Source organism: Streptomyces sp. NPDC012935, from assembly GCF_042900345.1.
Taxonomy (GTDB): Bacteria; Actinomycetota; Actinomycetes; order Streptomycetales; family Streptomycetaceae; genus Streptomyces.
Genome location: NZ_JBIBBC010000006.1, coordinates 328,060 through 351,082 on the forward strand (window position 1 = coordinate 328,060; position 23,023 = coordinate 351,082).

Genomic DNA, 23,023 nt, shown 5'->3' on the forward strand with positions numbered 1-23,023 from the left:
CTCCCGGGGCTGTGCCCGCGTCCGGCTTCGCAGTTCGAGGGATATCGGGTCGTTTCGCTTACGTTCGGTTACGGAGTGTGGTGTAGGCCAGTCCACAAAAGTCGCCGGAAAACCACGGCTGCCCGCCCGTAGGCTGGAGGCATGACCACGACGGGGGAAGAGCAGGCCGGGGACCCGCCACCGGGGGCGGGGCCGTGGTGGTGGGGCAGGTTGCGCAGTGCCGTGCTGGACGTGAGTCTGGCCGTCGTTTCCGCGCTGGAGTGCGGGGCGGAGGGGGTTCGATTCGCGCGGGACGCCGGGATTCCGGTGGCCGCGGGGGTGGTGTTCGGGGTTCTGGCCGGGTCGGTGCTCGTGGTGCGGCGCCGGTGGCCGATAGCGGTCGTGCTCGTTTCGATCGCCGTCATGCCCGCCCAGATGGGCATCCTGCTGGGCATCGTCGGCCTCTACACCCTCGCCGCGTCCGAGCTGCCGCGGCGGATCATCGCGTCGCTCGCGGGGATGTCGTTCGTCGGGACGCTGATCGTGACGTTCGTGTGGGTGCGCCAGGACGTGGCGCGAGGGAATCTGACCTTCGGGGACTGGGTGATTCCGTTCGCGTCGGTCACCACGGCTCTCGGCGTGACGGCGCCCCCGCTGCTGCTCGGGCTGTATGTGGGTGCCCGGCGGCGGCTGATGGAGAGCCTGCGCGAGCGGGCGGACAGTCTCGAGCGGGAGCTTCAGTTGCTCGCCGAGCGCGCGGAGGAGCGCGCGGAGTGGGCGCGCAACGAGGAGCGGACGCGGATCGCACGGGAGATGCATGACGTCGTCGCGCATCGGGTGAGCCTGATGGTGGTGCACGCGGCGGCGCTCCAGGCCGTGGCGCGTAAGGACCCCGAGAAGGCCGTGAAGAACGCCGCGCTCGTGGGAGACATGGGGCGCCAGGCGTTGACCGAGCTGCGGGAGATGCTCGGGGTGCTGCGCAGCGGGGGTGCCGCGCGGCGGCCCGCGGACGTGGGTCGGCCCCCTGGGGCCGCCGTACCGCTTGCCGCTGTGGGGGCCGCTGCCGCGGCCGCGGCGGATCGGGGGCGGGGTGTCGGCGGGGACGACGTCGGCGCCGAGGGACCTTGTCTGTCGGAGTTGGACGAGCTGATCGGGCAGTCGGCCGCGGCCGGAATGGTGGTGGATCTGTCCGTGGAGGGGGAGTCGCAGGGGTATGCGCCGGAGATCGAGCAGACCGCGTTCCGGGTGGTGCAGGAGGCGTTGACGAACGTCCACAAGCATGCGGCGGGTGCGAAGACGCATGTGCGGCTCGCGCACCGGATGTCGGAGATCGCGATGCAGGTGGAGAACGAGCCGCCGCCGGAGCTGTCGTCGGCGTCGCTGGCACGGCTGCCGTCGGGCGGCAACGGCCTGGTGGGGATGAAGGAACGGGTCGTGGCGCTCGGCGGGGTGTTTGTGTCGGGGCCGACGGATGCCGGGGGTTTCCGGGTGTCGGCGGTGATTCCGGCGGCGTAGCCGCAGGCCACGGTCGCTGGGCCGGTTGTTGCCGTGGTGGCCGTTCCCGTGTGTCAGCCCGCTGTGAGCCGTGCCGGTTCTATGCCGGCGACGAGGCCGGCCAGGGCCTGGTCGATGTCGGGGCCGAGGTACCAGTCGCCGGTGTGGTCGAGGGCGTAGATGCGGCCCTCGGTGTCGATGGCGAGGAGGGCCTGGGTGTCGGTCTCGGCGCCCAGGGGGCAGACCTCGGTGTCGAGGGCACGGCCGAGGTCGCCGAAAGTGCGGGCCATATGGAGGCCGTGGAGCGGGTCGAAGTGGAGGGCGGCGGGGGCGACCTGGCGGCCGGGGCCGGTGGGTGCGAGGTGCAGGCCGCCGAATTCGGCCCACGCTTCCACGGCAGCGGGGAAGACGGCGTGGCGGTGGCCCGCGGGTGAGGTGTGTTCGCGCAGGGTGTCGGCCCAGATCTCCGCTTGCTTGATGTCCCAGCGTCCGGGTTGCCAGCCGGCAGCGCGCAGGGCGGCGTCGACGGGGACGGGGAAGCGGGTGGTGGAGGTGCGGTCGGTCTGCATCTGCCCTTCGTTCGTCGGTGCCTATGGGATGTGCGGGGGGTGCGAGGTGGGGGTGGGCCCGCCGGTCTGTGGCGGGCTGCGGTCAGCCGTCTGCCGCCGCCGGGTCGACGATGCGTACGCCGAAGTGGGCGCTGAGGGCCGTGCAGGCGCGGCATGGGGTGGCGAAGCTGCCGTGCAGGGGATCGCCGTCCTCGCGGATGCGGCGTGCGGTCAGTTTGGCCTGTTTGAGGGCTTTGCGGGCTTCGCCGTTGGTCATGGGTTTGCGGGCGGCGCGTTTGCTGCGGGTGGCGTCGGCTGCCGCGATGTGGCGTGAGATGAGGATGGTTTCGGCGCAGCGGCCGGTGAAGCGGTCGCGTTGGCCGCTGGTGAGGGTGTCGAGGAAGTCCTGGACGAGGTGGTGCAGTGCGGGGGGCTGGTCGCCGCGGGCGGCGGTGCCGGTGAGGGTTTCGCCGCGGACGGAGAGGGCGGCGGCGACGGTGGGGAGTATGCCGTCGCGGCGGTGGCGGAGGACGGGCGCGTGGGGGTTCTCGGTGGCGCTCCAGCCGATGCGGGGGTCGCCGGACCTCGCGGCGGGTTGGCCTGTCTGCGTCGCGTTCATGTTCATCATCCCCTCCCGAGCATCCCCCGGGCATGCTCTCGGACGTCACAGAGTGCCAAATGGCGTGGCGGGTGCGGAAGCTGGGGCGTCGCGACACGCCCGGGTTTGGGCGGGCTGTCACGGCAGGGTGACGGCTGGTCACGGAAGCGGAGGGGGTCACAACCGGCGCCGGTGACCGGTGTCGTCGTACCGCATAGGCTGTCGGCACCGCTTTCCATGCGGTGACGCGTGGATGGGGACGAGACAGTTGATACGGGGCGTTGTGACCGAGAGTGGTCATGGCGGACCGTATCTGAACGCCGCAGGGGGCAACCGCCATGACGACAGGTCGGCTCGGGCTGGGGGCACCTCCCGGCCGCCAGGCCGGGGGACACGCCGCGCCGCCGAACGCGGCCTACGCCGGGCAGGTCGTGAATTTCCCGGATCCGGTTCGCGCGTCACGTCACCCGAGAGGAGTACGGGTGGACGAGCGTGGTCACCCCGACTTCTCGCCGTATGCGCGCGCGGCGGTGGAGATCGCGGAGCCGCCGGAGGGTTTCGGTGTCGACGAGTTGCGGCTGACGGACTATGTGTCGGCGAACGCGGCGCTGGCGGCGTCGGGGCACGCGTTGTGGGACACGGTGCCGGCGGTGGCGACGCCGCATGGCTGGACGTGGCACCACGTGGTGGGTTCGCGGCGGCTGGAGCTGGTTCCGGTCGAGGTGAAGGCGTTGCTGCGGCATCACGGTGGTATCGCGACGTCGGCGGTGGACCATGACAAGCGGGGGACGCGGCCGTTGCAGGAGACGCGGCCGGCGCACTTCCGGCTGCCGAAGTCGGGTGTGGCGGTGACGGAGGCGCAGGCGCTGGGGGTCGAGGAGGATCTCGGGTACCGGCTGCCGGGCGCGTATCGGTCGTTCCTGAAGGCGGCGGGCGGGTGCGCCCCGGTGGGCACGGCGTTGGACGCGGAGTTGGGCCTGCTGGTCGACCAGCCGCTGTTCACGGTGCGGGACGAGGCCGCGGTCAATGACCTGGTCTATGTCAACAAGTGTCTGCGCGACCATCTGACCAAGGACTACCTGGGTGTCGGGTTCGTGCAGGGCGGGTTGCTGGCCGTGAAGGTGAAGGGCGACCGGCTGGGTTCGGTGTGGTTCTGCGCGTACGACGACGCGCGGGATGCCGATCCCTCGTGGTCGCCGGCGGAGCGTGTGGAGCGGCTGCTGATGCCCTGCGGTGAGGACTTCGACGCGTTTCTGTCCCGGTTGGCGGGTTCTCCGCCGGAGTTGGAGACGGTGGCGAATCTGATGGTGGACGGTGGGTTCGCGCGTGTGGTGCCCGTTGCTGCCGCGGCTGTGGGGGAGTGAGCTTCGCGATGGTGACGTTCGCGCAGGCGCAGGAGCGCGCGGAGGAGTGGATCAACGGCGAGGTGCCGGCGTACCAGCATCGCGAGGTGCGGGTGCGGGAGTTCGGGCTCGGGTTCGTGGTGTGGGCCGAGGACCGTGCGGACGGCGCGCGTTCGGACGGTGGCGCACAGCGGCTGGTGATCGCCCGGGACAGCGGGGAGGCCACGTTGTGGCCGGCGCTGCCGGTGGGTGAGGTGATTCGCCGGTACGAGGAGGAGTACGGCCGTGGGGACGCGGCCGTTGCTCCGGCGCCGGCGGCTCCGGCGCGGGTCGATCTGAACCAGACGTCGTTCCTTCTGACTCCGCCGGAGTGGCTGCAGGAGGCGGCGGACCGGATAGGGGTTCCGGACCGGCGGGACGGGGGCTCGGGCTCCGGTTCGGGCTCCGGCCCGGGTTCGGTCGCGGACTTCGACGATGGTGCGGCCGGTGGTACGTCGGGTGCCGGGTCGTTGCCCGAGACGCAGGGCGGGGTGCCGGTGGGCGCCGCGTCTTCGTCGACTCCTCCGCCGCGGGAGCCCGGGGTGCCCGAAGGGGCGACTCCCTGGGCCGGTACGGACACCAACGCCGATCCCGGTGAGGACCGTTCGGTGCCGTTGCCGGAAACGGTGTTCGCGCCGCCGCTGAGCGGTGACGACGCCACGCCGCCGGACGCCAAGACGGCGCTGATGTCGGGCGGCAGCCAGCTTCCGAAGACCGCGGTCTCGCCGGCGATGGACGGTTCCGACGCGCCGGGCGCGACGCCTCCGCCGCCGGGGGCGCCTCCTTCGTACGGGTATCCGCAGGGTGCGGGCGGCCCGGGTACGCCGCCTCCGCCTCCGGGTGCGCCTTCGTACGGGTATCCGCAGGGGCCGGGTGCGCCGGGAATGCCCGCGCCGGGTACGCCTGCGCCGGGTGTCCCTGGGGCGGGTGCCACGCCGCCGCCTGCGCCCTCCTACGGCTACCCGCAGGGTGCGCCGCAGGCTCCGCAGACGCCCGGACGGCCGCTCGCGCCCAACGCCGGGGACATCGCCGACGCCGCGACGAGCAAGGCGGCGCCTCCTCGTGCGCGGAGTGGGGCCACGCCGCCGCCTCCGCCGGGCGCTCCGGGGACACCGGGTGCTCCGGGTACACCCGGGGGCGGGTACGTTCCGACGCAGCTGGTGTCGTCGCTCGGCCCCGACGGGCCCGAGGGCGCTGCCGGGCCGGGGGCCCCTGGCGCGCCCGGCATTCCGCAGCCGCCCGGAGCCCCGGGCGCACCCGGCCTGCCCGGCGCACCGCAGCCTCCTGGTGCCCCCAACCCGCCCGGCACGCCCGGCGGTACGCCCCCGGGCGGTGTGCACCATGCCGCGACCGTGCTGGCCGACCCGAGCCAGATGGGCGGCGCCCCGCAGCCTCCGGGGCCCCCTGGGGCGCCGGGTGCGCCGCATCCGTCCGGACTTCCCAACCCGCCTGGCGCTCCTGGCGCTCCGGGTATGCCTGGTGGGCCGAACGTGCCTGGCATCCCGAACCCGCCCGGCGCTCCGGGTATGCCGGGTATGCCGCATCCGCCGGGTGCCCCTGGTGCGCCCGGTGCTCCGGGCGCCCCTGGCGGCGCTCGCGAGGGCGTTCACCACGCGGAGACGGTGCTCGCCGCCCCCTCGGTGGGCGGGCCCGGTGTGCCGCCGCCACCGTCGGCGCCCGGCGCGCCGCAGCCGCCCGGAGCTCCAGGCATGCCGCCGGGCGCCCAGGGCACGCCGCCCGGAGCCCCTGGTGTTCCGCCCGGCGCCCCCGGAATGCCGCCGGGCGCACTCGGCATGCCGCCCGGCGCCCCCGGTACCCCGCCCGGGGCTCCGGGTATGGCTCCCGGCGCTCCGGGTATGCCGCCCGGCGCCGCCCAGCACCCGATGCCGCCCGGCGCGATCCCCCCGCCCGGTCAGCCCGGACCGGGTCAGCCCGGCCCGGGTCAGCCTCCGGCATACGGCTACCCTCAGCCGCCCGCCGGTCAGCCGACCGTGGGACCCGGCTACCAGGCCGTTCTCCGTTACCGTGCGCAGGATGGCTCCGAACAGCAGCTGATCCGGCGTTCGGCGCCGGGTACGCCGCATCCGGAGTGGCAGATCTTCCACGAGCTGCGGGGCATGAACGTGCCCCCGGACCAGGTGCTGGAGCTGCACACGGAGCTGGAGTCGTGTGAGCTGCCGGGCGCGTACTGCGCGCGGATGATCCGGGAGCAGTGGCCGCAGGCGCGGATCACCTCGATCGCGCCGTACGGCACGGATCACGCGAGCCGGCAGCAGGGCATGCAGCAGCTGATCGCCCACCAGGGCGAGTTGCACCAGGTGGCCGACGGGCCCGCCCGGCCGGCTCCGGCGCGGGTCCCGGTGCAGCCGGTGCAGCCCGTGCCGCCGATTCCGCCGGAGGGTGTGGCGCAGGAGCTGGCGGGGGCGTTCGGGCCGGGACTCTTCCGGTTCGAGCAGGCCGCCGTGTCCCGGCAGGGCGTGCCGCCGGTCGTGGCGCACTGCCTGGTGGTCGGTGGTCTGCCGATGGACATGGGTCCGTTCTTCTGGGCGCAGGCCCAGCCGGGGCGGCCCGTTCCGACGCTGGCGGAGCTGGCGCAGGAGCGCGGCGTGCAGCCGGCGTCGGACGCCGGGTCGTACCTCGTCATGGGCAGCGACTTCGGCAAGGCGATCTGTGTGCAGTACGGGACGGCGAACATCGTCGCCGTGCCCGTGGAGGCGGGCCCGGGCGGCGCGCCCGTACCGCCGCAGTTCGTGAACACGGGTCTGCCCGAGTTCCAGCGCTGTCTGGCGCTGCTGGGCCAGATGTGGCGTCTTCGCTTCGGCCTGAACCAGGAGCAGGCGGGCCGCTGGACCGTCGACTTCCAGGCCCAGCTCGCCTCGCTCGACCCGGCGGCGCTCGGGTCGCCGGAGAGCTGGTGGTCGGTGCTGCTGGAGCAGATGTGGGACGGACTGTTGTGACGCCGTGCCCGCTGCTCGATGTGAGGTGATGTCACCCGACTGCCGCTGACGGCGGCGTGCGGGTTGTGAAAGGGCCGGCTCCCGGTTGTGCGACCGGGGCCGGCCCTTTGCGTATGCGCTGTTCGTCGCGCCCTTGTGCCTCTGTGCCCACCGTGCCGTGCCTTCTGCGCGGAGTGTCGCGTTATGAACGCTTCCGCCCGATACATCAAGATGTGCGCTAAATCATCATTTCGCATCCGTTCGGCGGTGAGGGGTTCAAGGATGAGCAGCGCACCGGTCCCGCTCTACGACTTCGTGGTCGTACGAGGGCGTGGCTACCGTCCCGAACAGGTCGACACCTACATCGATGCCCTGTTCCGGGACCGCGACGCCGCCTGGGAGCGGGCCGCCCGGCTCACCGTGCTCGCCAGGGAGATGGATGCGAAGGCGGAGCGGCTGCGGGAGGTCGTGGCGGAACTCGAGCCGCAGACGTACGAGGAACTCGGGCATCGGGCGTGGCGGCTGTTCGAGATGGTGCAGGAGGAGGCCGCCGCCGTGCGTGAGGGTGCGCGCAAGGAGGCGAAGCGGCTGATGGAGGAGGCCCAGACGTACGCGGACGAGGTGCGTGACGCGGCACAGGCGCACGCCGACGCCGTGAGCGCCGAGGCCGAGGAGTACGCCCGTCAGCGGTTGCTCGCCGCGCGCGGTGAGGCGGGCGAGATCCGTATCGCCGCCCGGCGCGAGGTGAAGGAGGAGCGCGGGGAGGTGCTCGGCCCGATGCGCGAGGTGCGCCAGCGCGCCAAGGTGTTGCTCGCCCAGCAGGCCAAGGAGCACACCGAGCGGGAGGCGGAGGCCGAGCGGGAGGCCGAGAAGGGGCTGGCCGCGGTGGAGGCGTGGGAGGAGGAGGGGGTGGCCCGGGCGGAGGCCGCGTTGGCCGAGGCGCAGCAGGAGTTGGCGGACGCGCAGACCACGGCGAAGACCCTGCAGGAGGAGGCGCGGGTGCGTGCGGAGGAGGTGGTCGAGCAGGCTCGGCTGCGGGCGCAGGAGATCGCCCGGGACACGGAGCAGGTGCTGCGCGAGCACGGGGAGACGTGGGACGAGGTGCGGATGCAGATGGACCAGATGCGCAACAGCCTCTCGACGCTGGAGCGGCAGGCGGCCCTGGAGTGAAGCGGGGCCGGGATCCGCAGGCGGACCCCGACCCGGGCCCCGTGAGGCAGGCTCAGTTCCCCCTGCGTACCGCCCCCGCCAGAATCCACCCCTCCACGGCCTCGTACTGCCGCCGCTGTTCCTCCGACTTGCCCTGCCCCGACAGGACCGTCCCCAGCCAGCCGAAGAGGAAGCCGGCCGGAATCGACACGAGCCCGGGCGTGGTGAACGGGAACCAGTTGAAGTCGGCTTCGGGGAAGGCCGAGATCGGCGACCCGGAGACCAGATTGGTCCCCGGCATCAGCACCAGCACGACCAGCGAGCCGCCGATCAGCGTCCACAGCAGACCGGACCGCGTGTACCGGCGCCAGAAGAGGCTGTAGACCAGGGCCGGGGCGATCGCCGAGGCGCCCAGCGTGAAGGACAGCGTCACCAGCGGCTGAAGGCTGCGGTGCTGGACCATCGTCGCCAGCACGATCGCCGGGACGCCCACCGCCAGCGCCGCCAGCCGGGCCACCATCATCTCGCGGCGGCCGGACAGCTCCCGCAGCCGGGTGGCGAACACGTCGTGGGCCAGGGAGTTGGCGCAGGCGAGGATCATGCCGGCCACCGAGGCGAGCACGGTCAGGAAGATGGCCGTGGTGACCGTCGTGAACAGCAGCGTCTCCGCGGTGGAGACCTCGGCGCCGAACGCGGCCCTGGAGCCCAGCAGATACGCCGTGTTGCCCTGCGGGTCCGCCCCGGCGATCACCTCACGCCCGATCAGCGCCGTCGCGCCGAAGCCGACCACCGTGATCACCAGCACGAACAGTGCCACGCTCGACACCGCCCACGACATGGAGCGCCGCACCTGACGAGCGCCCGACGCCGTGTACATGCGCATGGTGATGTGCGGCAGGACCGCACCACCGAGGACGACCGCGAGCTGGGAGCTGATCATGTCGAGCCGGGGATGCGGACCGCCCGCGAACTGCAGACCCGACTCCAGGAACGCCGGGCCGACCCCGCTGCCGTCCGCCGCCGCGTTGAACAGGGCGCCCGGATCCCAGGCGAACCGGTCCAGTATCAGTACGGCGACCACGGCGCCCGATCCGAGCAGCATCACCAGCTTCAGGATCTGGATGAGTGCGGTGCCCTTCATCCCGCCGATCGCCGCGTAGCTGATCATCAGCACGCCCAGGCCGACGATGCACCCCGTCTTCAGGGTGTCGCTGGAAAATCCGAGGATGAACGCCAGCAGCTGCCCGGTCCCGGCCAGTTGCACGAGCATCAGCGGCACCAGCGCGGCCAGCGTCACCGCGCAGGCCGCGATCCGTACGCCCCGCCCCGGCATCCGGCGCGCGAGGGCGTCGCCCATGGTGAACCGGCCCGCGTTGCGCAGGGGTTCGGCCAGCAGGAACATCAGCAGCATCAGCGACAGGGCGGTGCTCAGGGCCAGCACGATCCCGTCGTAACCGCACAGCGCGACCACACCGGTGGTCCCGAGCACGGTGGCCGCGCTGATGTAGTCGCCGCCGATCGCCAGGCCGTTGCGCATCGGGGACAGGGAGCTGTAACCCGTGTAGAACTCGTCGAGGTCGTCCCGGTCCGGGCCCGTCATCACGCACAACAGCAGCGTCACGGTGGCCACCGCGCAGAAGGCGACCAGCGACATCGCCTGTGCGTTATCGCTGAATTCCGTCATCGCCACGTCTCCCTCTGCCCCGTGTCCCGGCTGCCCGTCTCCCGCTTGCCCGACTCCCGCTTGGCGTCCACCGCGGCCTCCTTGCGGATGCGGTCCGCGAGCGGGTCGACGTAACGCCGGGCGGTGTGCTCGTACAGCCATATCGCCAGCCAGGTGACCGGCAGTTGGAGCAGCGCGAGCAGCATGCCCGCGGGCAGGCCGTCGGCGACCGTGCTCGACATGAAACCGGGCGCGAAGGCGGACAGGATCAGGAAGAGGGTGAAGTAGCCGAGCGCGGTGAGCGTCGCCACGCGCCGCTGCCAGCGGTAGGCGGTGCGCAGGATCCGCAGGTCACGGTGGTGCCCGAGAGGTGGGTGATCGGGGGTTCGGTGGTGTGGGGACGGGGGTGGTTGCGGTGGGTCGGGGGGTTGCCAGGGGTAGCCGGCGTATGGGTCGTACGGGGAGGACATCCCGGTGCTCCTTGCGTGGCTCGGGTCCGGTGCGGCGGACCGCAGGGAGTGTGGGGGGCGGGCGAGCCACGCACGTTACTTCGGAGTACCTATCGAGCGCGAGGGTTTCATCGAACTGAGTGGTCGGTATGCACTTCCTTCACCGAACCGTGTCTGACCTGGAGTGTTACCGCCGTTAACTCAGACTTTTGAGTCGGCTGTGAGCAACAGCAAGCAACCGCCGCACTACTTCAGGTGAGCCAGCATCGGCTGCCGGCGTCAGGGTGGCGGCTTCAGGCCGTGTCGTCGGGGAGGGGCGCTTGCGAGCGCCGGTAGCGGATCCCGGGCCGGCCGTCGATCGTGATGTCCTCCACGGCGGTGAAGGCATTCCTCTCCAGGACGGTCCGGGAGGCGAGGTTGTCCAGGGTGGTCTTGGCGACCAGGGACGTCAGTCCGTACGCCGTCGCGGCCATCCGGCACACCTGCCCCACCGCCGCCGTGGCGACGCCCTTGCCGGCCGCCCGCTCGCCGACGCGGTACCCGAGTTCGGCGCAACCGTCCTCGACGTCCATCAGATTGACCCGCCCGACGATGCGCCCCTCGTCGTCCAGCACGAGGTGGAAGTGGCAGATCCCGGCGTCCTGTTCGGCCAGCAGTGCCTGGTGTCTCGCGGCGAACCCGGCGGCTTCGAAGTACGCGTCGCCGCGGTCCGGGACCGTACGCGCGAAGTACTTCCGGTTCTCCGCCTCGAAGGCGAGCAGGGCGGGTGCGTGGTCGGCGCGCAGGCGTTCGAGGGTCAGCATGACGGCCAGGGTATGCGTCCGTCCGCGGTACCACGGGGCTTTAAGGGGAGGGGACTTCAGGGCGACGCCCGGCCAGGGGGCCGCGGCCTAGCGTCCTTTGCATGACCAGATCACGTTTCCTGGCGGTCGCCGCGTCCGCCGTCCTCACGCTCGGGCCCGCGCTGACCCTGCCCGCCGTCGCCGCGGGGCCCGCCTCCGCCGCGCCCCTGTCCGCTGCCTCCGCCCTCGCCGACTCCGCAGCCTCCACCACCACCCCCGCCGGGTCGGCCCGACTCCCGCGTCCCACCGGCCCGCACGCCGTCGGCCGCAGCACCCTCCACCTCGTCGACCACGACCGACCGGACCCCTGGGTGCCGTCCGCGGGTGCCCGTCGGCTGATGGTGTCCATGTACTACCCCGCCCGCCCCGGCACGGGCGGACCGACGGCTCCCTACATGACCCCCGAAGAGGCCCGTCTGCTGCTGGAGTTGAGGGTCCCCGACGCCGGCGTTCCGCCGGAGGCCATCAGCGGCGTACGCACCTGGGCGCACACGCAGGCCCGTCCGGCGCACGGTCGGTTCCCGCTCGTCGTGCTCTCGCCCGGGTTCACGTTTCCCCGCGCGACCCTGACCGGTCTCGCCGAGGACCTCGCCGGCCGCGGATACGTCGTCGCGCTGGTCGACCACCCGTACGAGAGCGCCGGTACCACCCTTCCCGACGGGCAGACACTGCCCTGCGCCATCTGCGACGAGTCCCCCTCGATCGGCGGTTCGACCGTTGCGGAGAGCCGTGCGCAGGACGTGTCCTTCGTGCTCGACCGGCTGACGGGGCGGCACCCCGCATGGCGGTACGCGCGCGTGATCGACGCGAAGCGGATCGGCATGGCCGGGCACTCCATCGGTGGCAACGCAGCCGCCGCGACGATGGCCGCCGACGCGCGCGTACGGGCCGGCGTGAACATGGACGGCACCTTCTTCTCCCCGGTGCCCGCCGGCGGACTCGACGGCCGGCCCTTCCTGATGATCGGGGCCGAGAACAGGCCCCCGCTCGACACGACCTGGGACGAGACCTGGGTCGAACTCGACGGCTGGAAGCGCTGGCTGACCTTCGCCGTAGCAGACCACGGCTCCTTCACCGACGTGCCCCTGCTCGCGGAGCTCATCGGCGTCCCGGACACCGCGCCGCTGCCCTACGGGCGCTCGCTGGCCCTCACGCGCGCGTACGTCGCCGCGTTCTTCGACCTGCACCTCAAGGGCGTCCCGCAGCCCGTACTGGACGGGCCGTCACCGGCCAACCCCGAGGTCACCGTCCGTCTTCCCTGAGCCGTCCTCCTTGAGCACCGGGAACCGTCTCGGCGCCAGCAGCAACAGCACCAGAAAGGCCAGCGCCGCCGCACCGGACGCCCCCAGATACACGGCGTGCACGGCGTCGGCGATGGCCCGCCTGGTCGCCTCCGGTGCCGCACTGCCGGAGTCCAGGGCCCGCGTCACCGAGTCCAGGTCGCTCGCCCCGCCGAGCCGCGAAGCCAGCACCCCGTTGGCGACCGCGCCGAAGATCGCAGCGCCGAGGGTCTGCCCCGTCTGGCGGCAGAACAGCACCGACGCCGTCGTCGTGCCCCGCTCCGACCAGCCCACCGTCGACTGCACGCCCACGATCAGCGGCAGTTGGAACAACCCCAGCGCCGCCCCCAGCAACAGCATCAGCAGCGTCGGCTGCCACGCCTGCCCGGGATACGGCAGGAACGGAAACGCCAGCAGGATCAGCGACGCCGTCCCGATCCCCAGCATCGCCGTGTTGCGAAAGCCGATCCTGCGATACACGTGCTGACTGAGCGCCGCCGACACCGGCCAGCTCAACGTCCACACGGACAGCACGAATCCGGCCGCCACCGGCGCCAGACCGAGCACCGACTGGGCGTACGTCGGCAGGAACACCGCCGGCGCCACCATCAGCAGCCCCAGCGCGCCGAGCGCCAGATTCACCGCCGCGATCGTCCGGCGCCGCCACACCCACCCGGGGATGATCGGGTCGGCCGCCCGGCGCTCCACGAGCACCACGACCGCCGCGAGCGCAAGTCCCGCGGCGAACAAGGCGATCGACGGCACGGACAGCCACGGCCACGCCACCCCGCCCTGCACCAGCGCCGTCAGCAGCACGCCACCGCACGCGAACACCGCCAGCGCGCCCGCCCAGTCGACACGCGCGCGCGTGACCGTCGTATCCGCATTCGCGCCCCTGGCACGCTGCGGCTCGTGCAGGTACCGCACGATCAGCCACAACGCGACCGCCCCGATGGGCAGGTTGATCAGGAAGATCCAGCGCCAGTCCGCGTACGCCGCCAGGACCCCGCCCACCCCGGGACCGGCGACTGCCGAAACCGCCCACACCGTCGACAGCTTGGACTGGATCTTCGGGCGTTCATCGAGCGGGTACAGGTCGGCGGCCAGCGTCTGAACCGTCCCCTGAAGAGCTCCGCCGCCCAGCCCCTGCACGATCCGGAACGCGATCAGCGCCCCCATGTTCCAGGCCACCGCGCACAGCAGCGACCCCAGCAGGAACAGCGCCGCGCCCGCGATCAGCACCGGCTTGCGGCCGAAGGTGTCGGAGAGCTTGCCGTAGACCGGGAGGGTCACCGTCACGGCCAGCAGATAGCCGGAGAACAGCCAGGAGAAGACGGAGAACCCACCGAGGTCGCCGACGATCTGCGGTACGGCGGTGGAGACGATGGTGGCGTCGAGTGCCGCCAGCGCCATCGCGAGCATCAGGGCCGCGACCACGGCTGACCGCTTCGGGGTTCCGGTGCGCTGTGCGGTGTCGCGTATCGCGGGTCTCGTACTGCCCACCGGGGTCCTCTCCTGTTGCTTTCCCCTTGCACCTATCCGCCGCCGAACAGCTTCCCACTTGACCCTCACGCGGCGGGAGGGTGGAGCCTTGATGGGTCCGAGGGAGGAGACAACCCCGAGACGCTCTCCATCGAAGGGTGGAGTGCCCCTAGGGGTACCTCCGTACCAGGGGTCGGGGAGGGTTCGTACCGGCGGAGGACGAGACGCCCCGCTGTCCGTCCTTAACCTGGCTTTACGCCGCTGGGGGGCGGCTCACCGAACCGGCGGGGGTGGGGTTTTCCCCCGCACAAGAGGGGGCTGGGCACCAGCGCGCCGGCCCCTCTCCCGCGACAAGACTGACGGTCGTAGCAGTGACCGACCGTCGCAAGACATAGGAGACATACCGTGACATCGGCTGTAACCATTCCCAGGCACGGGGGTACTGGAGGGCGTACGGCCGTTGCCGCGCGGGCGCGGCAGGTCGTCAAGGCGTACGGGTCGGGGGAGACCCGGGTCGTCGCCCTCGACCACGTCGACGTGGACATCGCGCGTGGCCAGTTCACCGCGATCATGGGCCCCTCGGGGTCCGGCAAGTCCACCCTGATGCACTGCCTCGCCGGGCTCGACACCGTCACCAGCGGCCAGATCTACCTCGACGAGACCGAGATCACCGGGCTGAAGGACAAGAAGCTCACGCAGCTGCGCCGGGACCGGATCGGCTTCATCTTCCAGGCGTTCAACCTGCTGCCGACGCTCAACGCCATCGAGAACATCACGCTGCCCATGGACATCGCCGGCCGCAAGCCCGACCGGGCCTGGCTGGGACGTGTCGTCGACACCGTGGGGCTCTCCGACCGGCTCAAGCACCGGCCCACCCAGCTCTCCGGCGGCCAGCAGCAGCGTGTCGCCGTCGCCCGTGCGCTCGCCGCGCGGCCGGAGATCATCTTCGGTGACGAGCCGACCGGAAACCTCGACTCGCGCGCGGGCGCCGAAGTCCTCGGCTTCCTGCGGCGATCCGTCACCGAGCTCGGGCAGACCATCGTGATGGTCACGCACGACCCCGTCGCCGCCTCGTACGCGGACCGGGTGCTGTACCTCGCCGACGGGCGCATCGTCGACGAGATGTACAAGCCGACCGCCGACGCCGTCCTGGACCGCATGAAGGACTTCGACGCCCGGGGGCGTACGTCATGACCGTCCTGAAGACCTCGATGCGCAACTTCTTCGCGCACAAGGGACGCATGGCCCTGTCGGCCGTGGCGGTGCTGCTGTCCGTCGCCTTCGTTTGCGGCACCCTCGTGTTCACCGACACGATGAACGCCACCTTCGACAAGCTCTTCGCCGTCACCTCCTCCGACGTCACCGTCAGCCCCAAGGGCGGCAAGGTTGAGGACGACGGTGGCGGCACCGGCAAACCCGCCTCGCTGCCCGCCTCGGCCGTCGAGCAGGTCGCGGCCGTGGACGGCGTGAAGAAGGCGGAGGGCGCGGTCGCCTCGATGAGCGTGACCGTCGTCAACTCCGAGAACAAGAACATGGGTTCCTCCACCGGCGCGCCCACCTTCGCCGGCAACTGGACCGACAACGAGCTGAAGTCCATGGAGATCACCTCCGGGCACGCCCCGCGCGGGCCCACCGAGGTCATGGTCGACGCGGACACCGCCGACAAGCATGACCTCAAGCTGGGCGACGAGTTGCGCACCATTGCCGCCACCGGCGACATCCGCGCGCGGATCGTCGGCATTGCCTCATGGAAGGTGACCAACCCGGGCGCGGCCGTCGTCTACTTCGACACCGCCACCGCCCAGCGCACCCTGCTCGGCGCCACCGGCCGCTTCACGCAGGTCTACGTCAGCGCGGCGGACGGCGTGAGCGACGCCAAGCTCAAGCAGACCCTCGCGCAGTCCCTGGACGGCACGTACAAGATCCAGACGGCCAAGGAGACCGCCGACGAGAACCGCAAGGACGTCGGCGCGTTCATGGACGTCATCAAGTACGCCATGCTCGGCTTCGCCGGGATCGCGTTCCTGGTCGGCATCTTCCTGATCATCAACACCTTCTCGATGCTGGTGGCCCAGCGCACCCGCGAGATCGGCCTGATGCGGGCGATCGGCTCCTCTCGTCGGCAGGTCAACGGGTCGGTGCTGGTGGAGGCGCTGCTGCTCGGCTTCATCGGCTCCGTCCTCGGTGTGGGCGCCGGTGTCGGTATCGCGGTCGGCCTGATGAAGCTCATGTCGATGGCCGGCATGAACCTCTCCACCGACGACCTCACGGTCAAGGTCACGACCCCTGTGGTCGGCCTGATCCTCGGCGTCGTGGTGACGGTGCTGGCCGCCTACCTCCCGGCCCGCCGCGCCGGCAAGGTCTCCCCGATGGCCGCCCTGCGCGACGCCGGCACGCCGGCCGACGGCAAGGCGGGCCTGATCCGCGGTCTGGTCGGACTGGTCCTGACGGGCGCGGGCGCCTTCGCCCTCTTCGCGGCCGCCACCGCCGACAAGGCGAGCGACGGCGCGCTGATGCTGGGCGGCGGCGTGGTGCTGTCCCTGATCGGCTTCGTGGTCATCGGCCCGCTGCTCGCGGGCGCCGTGGTCCGCGTGATCAGCGCGGTACTGCTGCGCGCCTTCGGCCCGGTCGGCCGCATGGCCGAGCGCAACGCCCTGCGCAACCCGCGCCGTACCGGTGCCACGGGCGCCGCCCTGATGATCGGCCTCGCGCTGGTCGCCTGTCTGTCGGTGGTCGGCTCCTCGATGGTCGCCTCGGCGACGAGCGAGCTGGACAAGTCGGTGGGCGCGGACTTCATCGTCATGCCCCAGCAGGGACGGATCGTCCCGCAGGCCGAGAAGGCCATGGAGCAGACGCCGGGCCTCGCCCACGTCACCCGCTACAAGGACGTCGATGCCACCCTGACCTCGCCGGACGGCAAGACCGACGACCACGGGCTCGCGGCCGCCGACCCGACGTACGCCGAGGACCTGCGCCGCACCACCACGGCGGGCACCCTCTCCGCCGCCTACGGCAAGGACGCCATGTCGGTCGGCTCCGACTACGCCAAGAAGCACGGCGTGCGGGTCGGTGACACCATCACCGTCGCGTTCAAGGGCGGCGAGACGGCGAAGCTGAAGGTCGCGGCCATCACGGACGACGACACCTCCATCGACCAGGGCGCTCGCTACATGAGCATCGAGACCCTGTCGAAGTACCTCCCCGCCGACCGCGTTCCGCAGAGCGTGATGATGTTCGGCAAGGCGAAGGACGGCCAGCAGGAGGCGGCGTACGCGGCCCTGAAGAAGTCGCTCGACGGCTACCCGCAGTACCAGGTCCGCGACCAGACCGACTACAAGGAGGAGCTGAAGGACCAGGTCGGCCAGCTCCTGAACATGGTCTACGGCCTGCTGGCCCTGGCGATCATCGTCGCGGTCCTGGGCGTGGTGAACACCCTGGCCCTGTCGGTGGTGGAACGCACCCGCGAGATCGGCCTGATGCGCGCCATCGGCCTCTCCCGGCGCCAGCTGCGCCGCATGATCCGCATGGAGTCGGTGGTGATCGCCCTGTTCGGTGCCCTGCTGGGCCTCGGGCTCGGCATGGGCTGGGGCGCGACGGCTCAGAAGCTGCTGGCTCTGGAGGGCCTGAACGTCCTCGAGATCCCGTGGCCGACGATCATCGGGGTCTTCATCGGCTCGGCCTTCGTGGGCCTGTTCGCGGCCCTGGTGCCGGCGTTCAGGGCGGGCCGGATGAACGTATTGAACGCGATCGCGACCGAATAGCCACCGCACACGGGGGTTGCGGGGGACGGGCCCGGTCCGAGGGTGACACCTTCGGACCGGGTCCGGACGTGTGCGGGGCCCTGCCGCTGCGTCCGCTATCCCGACCGGCGTTCCAGGAGTACGACTCCGTAGGCGGTGCCCTTGATCGTGTACCGGGCGTCGGGGTGCAGGGTGCGGGCGTAGGCCTCGACATCGCGGTAGCGCTTGCGGGAGTTGTCGAGGGCGATGAAGTCCGGCTCGATGCCGCGCGTGTTGGTGACCCAGAAGACACGGCAGCGCGACGTGAGCCGGCTGATCGGAGCGATGTTCGCCTCCACGGAGGCGCCGTCCGGAACCGTGCCCAGCAGCCGCTCGATGGCACTCACGCGCGCGGGCTTGCGGTAGATCTCCCCCTCGGCCAGCGCGGACAGCGGCAGCGCGGTCGTCAGTGCGACCGAGGCCGCGGCGACGGCGGCCGGCAGGTGCTGGACGTACGACCGCAGCCAAGCGCGCGGGCTGTGCCTGGTGGTGTCGAGCGCGTCGACGAGCGCGAGGGTGACGACGGGCATGAGGACGGCGCTGTAGTGCCAGTCGGTGCCCCAGTACTGCGCGTAGGAGGAGACGAATCGCCAGCCGATGGTGGGCAGGGCGATGAGCAGGATCGGGGACCGCAGTGCGAGCAGCCCGGTGGTGGGGACGATCAGCCAGCACAGCGTGCGCAGCTTGGTGTCGAGGCCGTCGAGGGGTCCGCCGCCGCCGGACTCGCTCACCTTGTTCCAGTAGTCGTAGGTGCCGGCGGAGTTGAAGCTCGGTATGACCAGGAGCAGCGTGAGAGCGACGGCCACCACGCCGAACAGGGCGACGCCGAGCGCGTAGCGGAACGCGCGCGGCGAGAGGTGGCGTGCCCGCCAGGCGACGACCAGGGCGAGGGCGGTGACGGTGAACCCCAGGTCCTCCTTCACGAGGACGAGCGGAACCGCCCACAGCAGAGCGGCGCGCCAGCGCTGCCCGAGAAGCGCCTCGAGGCTGAAGGCGATCAGGGGGACGGCGAAGCAGATCTCGTGGAAGTCGAAGTCGACGGCCTGCTGAAGCCCCCATGACAGCCCGTACGCGATACCGATCGCGAGCCCCCGCCGCCGCCCGAGCAGCAGGGCCGCGGCGCGCGTGACGGGCACTGCGGACAGCGCGAACAGCGCCGCCTGCGCGACGAGCAGCGTCACCGAGGAGGGGAACACCCGGTACACCGGCGCCAGCAGCGCGGTCACCGGGCTGAAGTGGTCCCCCAGGATGTTGAACCCCGGCCCCTTCAGATCGGCGACGGGCGCCTGAAGATGCGCGTACGACCGGATGACCTGCTCGAATATCCCCAGGTCCCACGACCGCTGCCCCAGATGCCGGTAACGACCGACCGAGACGACCGCATACCCGACGAACAGCACGACGGCGAGCACCCAGGGATCACGCCGCCCGGGAGCGGGCTGCGCGTGCTCCGGCTCGCGCGGGGCGGGTACCGGTATGTGGGGGTCCGAGGAGGTGTCCCGGGTCGGGGAGGTGGCGGGGGTGGGCATGGGGGGACCTTACGCGGTACGCGCGTTCGGGTATTCGCCCACCCGTACGAGTCAGTCACTTCCCCGGCGCCGGTCCACGCGCTCCGGCCGGTCGGACGTGTGAGGCGCCGGACCGCGCAATCCAGCCCGTCCGGCGTTTGAGGACGAGGCCCGTCCAGGGCCGAAGCGGGGTCCGGGGCGGCAGCACCGGCGGGGTCGAAGGGGCGGAGCCCCTTCACGACGTCACGTCAACGCCGGGGACCGGAGAACGGACGTTATCCACAGCTCCGGCGCCCGCCCGCGCAGCGACGTACGCTGGAAGCCCCCGGCCCGCAACACGTGTCGGGCCCTTCGTGTTGCCCACCCAGGACGGAAAGCCCCCCTCCATGAGCCTGCACGGTCTGCTCGACGCCGTAGTCAAGGACACCGCCCTCGCGGAAGCGATCACGGCGGCCGCAGACGGCAACCGCATGCACGTCGACCTGGTCGGGCCCCCGGCGGCCCGCCCGTTCGCGATCGCCGCTCTCGCCCGCGAAACGGACCGCCCGGTCCTGGCGGTGACGGCGACGGGCCGGGAGGCCGAGGACCTGGCGGCAGCCCTGCGCTCCCTGCTCCCCCCTGAGGGCGTCGCGGAGTACCCGTCCTGGGAGACCCTCCCGCACGAGCGCCTCAGCCCCCGCAGCGACACCGTCGGACGCCGTCTCGCGATCCTGCGCCGCCTCGCCCACCCCAGCACCGACGACCCCGAGACCGGCCCGGTCTCCGTGGTGGTGGCGCCCGTACGCTCCGTCCTCCAGCCGCAGGTCAAGGGCCTCGGCGACCTGGAACCGGTGGCGCTGAGAACCGGCCGGACGGCCGATCTGAACGCCGTCGTGGACGCCCTCGCGGCAGCCGCGTACGCGCGCGTGGAGCTCGTCGAGAAGCGGGGCGAGTTCGCCGTACGAGGCGGCATCCTGGATGTCTTCCCGCCCACCGAGGAACACCCCCTGCGCATCGAGTTCTGGGGCGACGACATCGAGGAGATCCGCTACTTCAAGGTCGCCGACCAGCGCTCCCTCGAAGTCGCCGAGCACGGCCTGTGGGCCCCGCCCTGCCGCGAGCTCCTCCTCACCGACGACGTGCGCGCACGCGCGCGTGCCCTCGCCGAACAGCACCCGGAGCTCGGCGAACTGCTCGGCAAGATCGCCGAGGGCATCGCGGTCGAGGGCATGGAATCCCTCGCCCCCGTCCTCGTCGACGACATGGAGCTGCTCCTCGACGTCCTGCCCAAGGGCGCCATGGCCGTCGTGTGCGACCCGGAGCGGGTACGCACGCGTGCCGCCGATCTGGTGGCGACGAGTCAGGAGTTCCTGCAGGCCTCCTGGGCCGCCACGGCCGGCGGCGGCGAGGCGCCCATCGACGTCGGCGCGGCCTCCCTGTGGTCCATCGCGGACGTCCGGGACCGGGCGCGCGAGCTGGAGATGATGTGGTGGTCGGTGTCGCCGTTCGCCGCTGACGAGACGCTCGACGCGGACACCCTCAAGGTGGGCATGCACGCGCCCGAGTCGTACCGTGGCGACACCGCGAAGGCCCTCGCCGACACCAAGGGCTGGCTCGCCGACGGCTGGCGCACGGTCTTCGTGACCGAGGCGCACGGTCCCGCGGCCCGCACGGTCGAGGTGCTCGGCGGTGAGGGCGTGGCGGCCCGCCTCGAGGCCGACCTCGGGGAGATCTCCCCGTCGGTCGTTCATGTCGCCTGCGGCTCGATCGACTACGGCTTCGTGGACCCGGCGCTCAGGCTGGCCGTCCTGACCGAGACCGACCTGTCCGGGCAGAAGGCGGCCGGCAAGGACGGCGCCCGCATGCCCGCCCGCCGCCGCAAGACGATCGACCCGCTCTCCCTGGAGGCGGGCGACTACATCGTCCACGAGCAGCACGGCGTCGGCCGCTACATCGAGATGGTGCAGCGGACCGTGCAGGGCGCCACGCGCGAGTACCTCGTCGTGGAGTACGCCCCCGCCAAGCGCGGCCAGCCAGGCGACCGGCTGTACATCCCCACCGACCAGCTGGAGCAGATCACCAAGTACGTCGGTGGCGAAGCCCCCACCCTGCACCGCCTGGGCGGCGCCGACTGGACGAAGACCAAGGCGCGGGCCAAGAAGGCCGTCAAGGAGATCGCCGCCGACCTGATCAAGCTCTACAGCGCGCGCATGGCGGCCCCCGGGCACGCCTTCGGCTCGGACACCCCCTGGCAGCGCGAGCTGGAGGACGCCTTCCCGTACGCCGAGACCCCCGACCAGCTGACGACCATCGCCGAGGTCAAGGAGGACATGGAGAAGTCGGTCCCGATGGACCGCCTGATCTGCGGCGACGTCGGCTACGGCAAGACGGAGATCGCGGTCCGCGCCGCCTTCAAGGCGGTGCAGGACGGCAAGCAGGTGGCCGTACTGGTCCCCACGACCCTGCTGGTCCAGCAGCATTTCGGGACGTTCTCCGAGCGCTACTCGCAGTTCCCGGTCAACACCCGGGCCCTGTCCCGCTTCCAGACCGACACCGAGGCGAAGGCGGTCCTGGAGGGCCTGCGCGAGGGCTCGGTGGACATCGTGATCGGCACGCACCGGCTGTTCTCGTCGGAGACCAAGTTCAAGGACCTGGGCCTGGTCATCGTCGACGAGGAGCAGCGCTTCGGCGTCGAGCACAAGGAGCAGCTGAAGAAGCTGCGCGCGAACGTCGACGTCCTGACGATGTCCGCGACTCCGATCCCGAGGACCCTGGAGATGGCGGTCACGGGCATCAGGGAGATGTCGACGATCACGACACCCCCCGAGGAGCGCCATCCGGTCCTGACCTTCGTCGGCCCCTACGAGGAGAAGCAGATCGGTGCCGCGATCCGTCGTGAACTGCTGCGCGAGGGCCAGGTCTTCTACATCCACAACAGGGTCGAGTCGATCGACCGGGCGGCCGCGCGCCTGCGTGAGATCGTCCCGGAGGCCCGTATCGCCACGGCACACGGCCAGATGTCGGAGCAGTCGCTGGAGCAGGTCGTCGTCGACTTCTGGGAGAAGAAGTTCGACGTGCTCGTATCGACGACGATCGTCGAGTCCGGCATCGACATCTCCAACGCCAACACCCTGATCGTGGAGCGCGGCGACAACTTCGGCCTGTCCCAGCTGCACCAGCTGCGCGGCCGTGTCGGGCGTGGGCGCGAGCGCGGGTACGCGTACTTCCTGTACCCGCCGGAGAAGCCGCTGACCGAGACCGCCCACGAGCGCCTCGCCACCATCGCCCAGCACACCGAGATGGGTGCGGGCATGTACGTGGCGATGAAGGACCTGGAGATCCGAGGCGCCGGAAACCTCCTCGGCGGCGAGCAGTCCGGGCACATCGCCGGCGTCGGCTTCGACCTGTACGTCCGCATGGTCGGCGAGGCCGTCGCGGACTACCGGGCGTCCCTGGAAGGCGGCGTCGAGGAGGAGCCCCCGCTCGAGGTCAAGATCGAGCTCCCGGTCGACGCCCACGTCCCGCACGACTACGCCCCCGGCGAGCGCCTCCGCCTCCAGGCCTATCGGGCCATCGCCTCCGCGAACACGGAGGAGGACGTCAAGTCCGTACGCGAGGAACTCGTCGACCGTTACGGCAAGTTGCCCGAGCCCGTCGAGAACCTCCTCCTCGTGGCAGGCCTGCGCATGCTGGCCCGCGCGTGCGGCGTCGGCGAGATCGTCCTGCAGGGCACCAACATCCGCTTCGCCCCCGTGGAGCTGCGCGAGTCCCAGGAACTCAGGGTCAAACGCCTGTACCCCGGCACCGTCATCAAGCCGGCGGCGCACCAGCTGCTGGTGCCCCGCCCGAAGACAGCGAAGGTGGGCGGGAAGCCGCTGGTCGGGCGGGAGTTGCTGGGGTGGGTCGGGGAGTTCCTGGCGTCGATTCTGGGGTCGTGAGCGGTGCGGTGCCGGGA

The 23,023-nt window shown here is 71.5% G+C and carries 15 protein-coding genes; 8 read left to right on the forward strand and 7 right to left on the reverse strand.

Annotation, left to right across the window (positions count from 1 at the left end; all coding sequences use genetic code 11):
- Positions 1 to 141 precede the first annotated feature (141 nt).
- Positions 142 to 1,494, forward strand: a complete 1,353-nt coding sequence (locus ACFY5C_RS17930) for a sensor histidine kinase (RefSeq protein ID WP_389445264.1) — start codon at positions 142 to 144, stop codon at positions 1,492 to 1,494.
- Positions 1,495 to 1,547: 53 nt separating this feature from the next.
- Here the strand turns inward: ACFY5C_RS17930 and ACFY5C_RS17935 are convergent, their stop codons facing one another.
- The gene (locus ACFY5C_RS17935; RefSeq protein WP_389445265.1) at positions 1,548 to 2,042 is read right to left on the reverse strand and encodes an SUKH-3 domain-containing protein; all 495 of its coding nucleotides are present in this window, start codon (positions 2,040 to 2,042) and stop codon (positions 1,548 to 1,550) included.
- Positions 2,043 to 2,124: 82 nt separating this feature from the next.
- Positions 2,125 to 2,649, reverse strand: coding sequence for a YwqJ-related putative deaminase (locus ACFY5C_RS17940; RefSeq protein ID WP_389445266.1), 525 nt, complete (start codon positions 2,647 to 2,649; stop codon positions 2,125 to 2,127).
- A 308-nt stretch (positions 2,650 to 2,957) separates the two neighbouring features.
- Between ACFY5C_RS17940 and ACFY5C_RS17945 the strand changes: the two genes are divergently transcribed.
- From ACFY5C_RS17945 to ACFY5C_RS17955, 3 genes are all read left to right on the forward strand, one after another.
- Entirely contained in the window at positions 2,958 to 3,983 is a 1,026-nt protein-coding gene (locus tag ACFY5C_RS17945) for an SMI1/KNR4 family protein (protein ID WP_389445267.1), read from the forward strand.
- 8 nt (positions 3,984 to 3,991) lie between these two features.
- A complete protein-coding gene (locus ACFY5C_RS17950) occupies positions 3,992 to 6,958 on the forward strand; it encodes an SUKH-4 family immunity protein (protein ID WP_389445269.1) in 2,967 nt (988 codons plus the stop codon).
- Between the two features lie 261 nt (positions 6,959 to 7,219).
- Entirely contained in the window at positions 7,220 to 8,107 is an 888-nt protein-coding gene (locus tag ACFY5C_RS17955; RefSeq protein ID WP_389445271.1) for a cellulose-binding protein, read from the forward strand.
- 52 nt (positions 8,108 to 8,159) lie between these two features.
- Here ACFY5C_RS17955 and ACFY5C_RS17960 read toward each other — a convergent pair whose 3' ends face one another.
- From ACFY5C_RS17960 to ACFY5C_RS17970, 3 genes are all read right to left on the reverse strand, one after another.
- Positions 8,160 to 9,770, reverse strand: coding sequence for a cation acetate symporter (locus ACFY5C_RS17960; protein WP_389445273.1), 1,611 nt, complete (start codon positions 9,768 to 9,770; stop codon positions 8,160 to 8,162).
- Complete coding sequence (locus ACFY5C_RS17965) at positions 9,767 to 10,219, reverse strand: DUF485 domain-containing protein (RefSeq protein ID WP_389445275.1); 453 nt, start codon at positions 10,217 to 10,219, stop codon at positions 9,767 to 9,769. The genes ACFY5C_RS17960 and ACFY5C_RS17965 overlap by 4 nt, the downstream gene beginning before the upstream one ends.
- A gap of 272 nt (positions 10,220 to 10,491) precedes the next feature.
- Positions 10,492 to 11,001, reverse strand: coding sequence for a GNAT family N-acetyltransferase (locus ACFY5C_RS17970; RefSeq protein WP_389445277.1), 510 nt, complete (start codon positions 10,999 to 11,001; stop codon positions 10,492 to 10,494).
- A 101-nt stretch (positions 11,002 to 11,102) separates the two neighbouring features.
- Here ACFY5C_RS17970 and ACFY5C_RS17975 point away from each other — a divergent pair, with 101 nt between their 5' ends.
- Positions 11,103 to 12,302, forward strand: a complete 1,200-nt coding sequence (locus ACFY5C_RS17975) for an alpha/beta hydrolase family protein (RefSeq protein ID WP_389445279.1) — start codon at positions 11,103 to 11,105, stop codon at positions 12,300 to 12,302.
- On the opposite strand, the gene ACFY5C_RS17980 is transcribed toward ACFY5C_RS17975, so the two are convergent.
- Positions 12,264 to 13,823: an MFS transporter gene (locus ACFY5C_RS17980; RefSeq protein ID WP_389445281.1), complete on the reverse strand. Its 1,560-nt coding sequence runs from the start codon at positions 13,821 to 13,823 to the stop codon at positions 12,264 to 12,266. The two genes, ACFY5C_RS17975 and ACFY5C_RS17980, sit on opposite strands and share 39 nt — an antisense overlap.
- A gap of 384 nt (positions 13,824 to 14,207) precedes the next feature.
- Between ACFY5C_RS17980 and ACFY5C_RS17985 the strand changes: the two genes are divergently transcribed.
- Complete coding sequence (locus ACFY5C_RS17985) at positions 14,208 to 14,996, forward strand: ABC transporter ATP-binding protein (protein ID WP_389445282.1); 789 nt, start codon at positions 14,208 to 14,210, stop codon at positions 14,994 to 14,996.
- Positions 14,993 to 17,563, forward strand: a complete 2,571-nt coding sequence (locus ACFY5C_RS17990) for an ABC transporter permease (protein WP_389445284.1) — start codon at positions 14,993 to 14,995, stop codon at positions 17,561 to 17,563. Before ACFY5C_RS17985 ends, ACFY5C_RS17990 begins: the two co-directional genes overlap by 4 nt.
- Before the next feature lie 95 nt (positions 17,564 to 17,658).
- Here the strand turns inward: ACFY5C_RS17990 and ACFY5C_RS17995 are convergent, their stop codons facing one another.
- Entirely contained in the window at positions 17,659 to 19,110 is a 1,452-nt protein-coding gene (locus ACFY5C_RS17995; protein ID WP_389445286.1) for a DUF2079 domain-containing protein, read from the reverse strand.
- Positions 19,111 to 19,475: 365 nt separating this feature from the next.
- Between ACFY5C_RS17995 and mfd the strand changes: the two genes are divergently transcribed.
- Positions 19,476 to 23,006 (forward strand): transcription-repair coupling factor, encoded by a 3,531-nt coding sequence (gene mfd / locus ACFY5C_RS18000; protein WP_389445288.1) that lies wholly within the window; start codon positions 19,476 to 19,478, stop codon positions 23,004 to 23,006.
- The last annotated feature ends 17 nt before the right edge of the window (positions 23,007 to 23,023 follow it).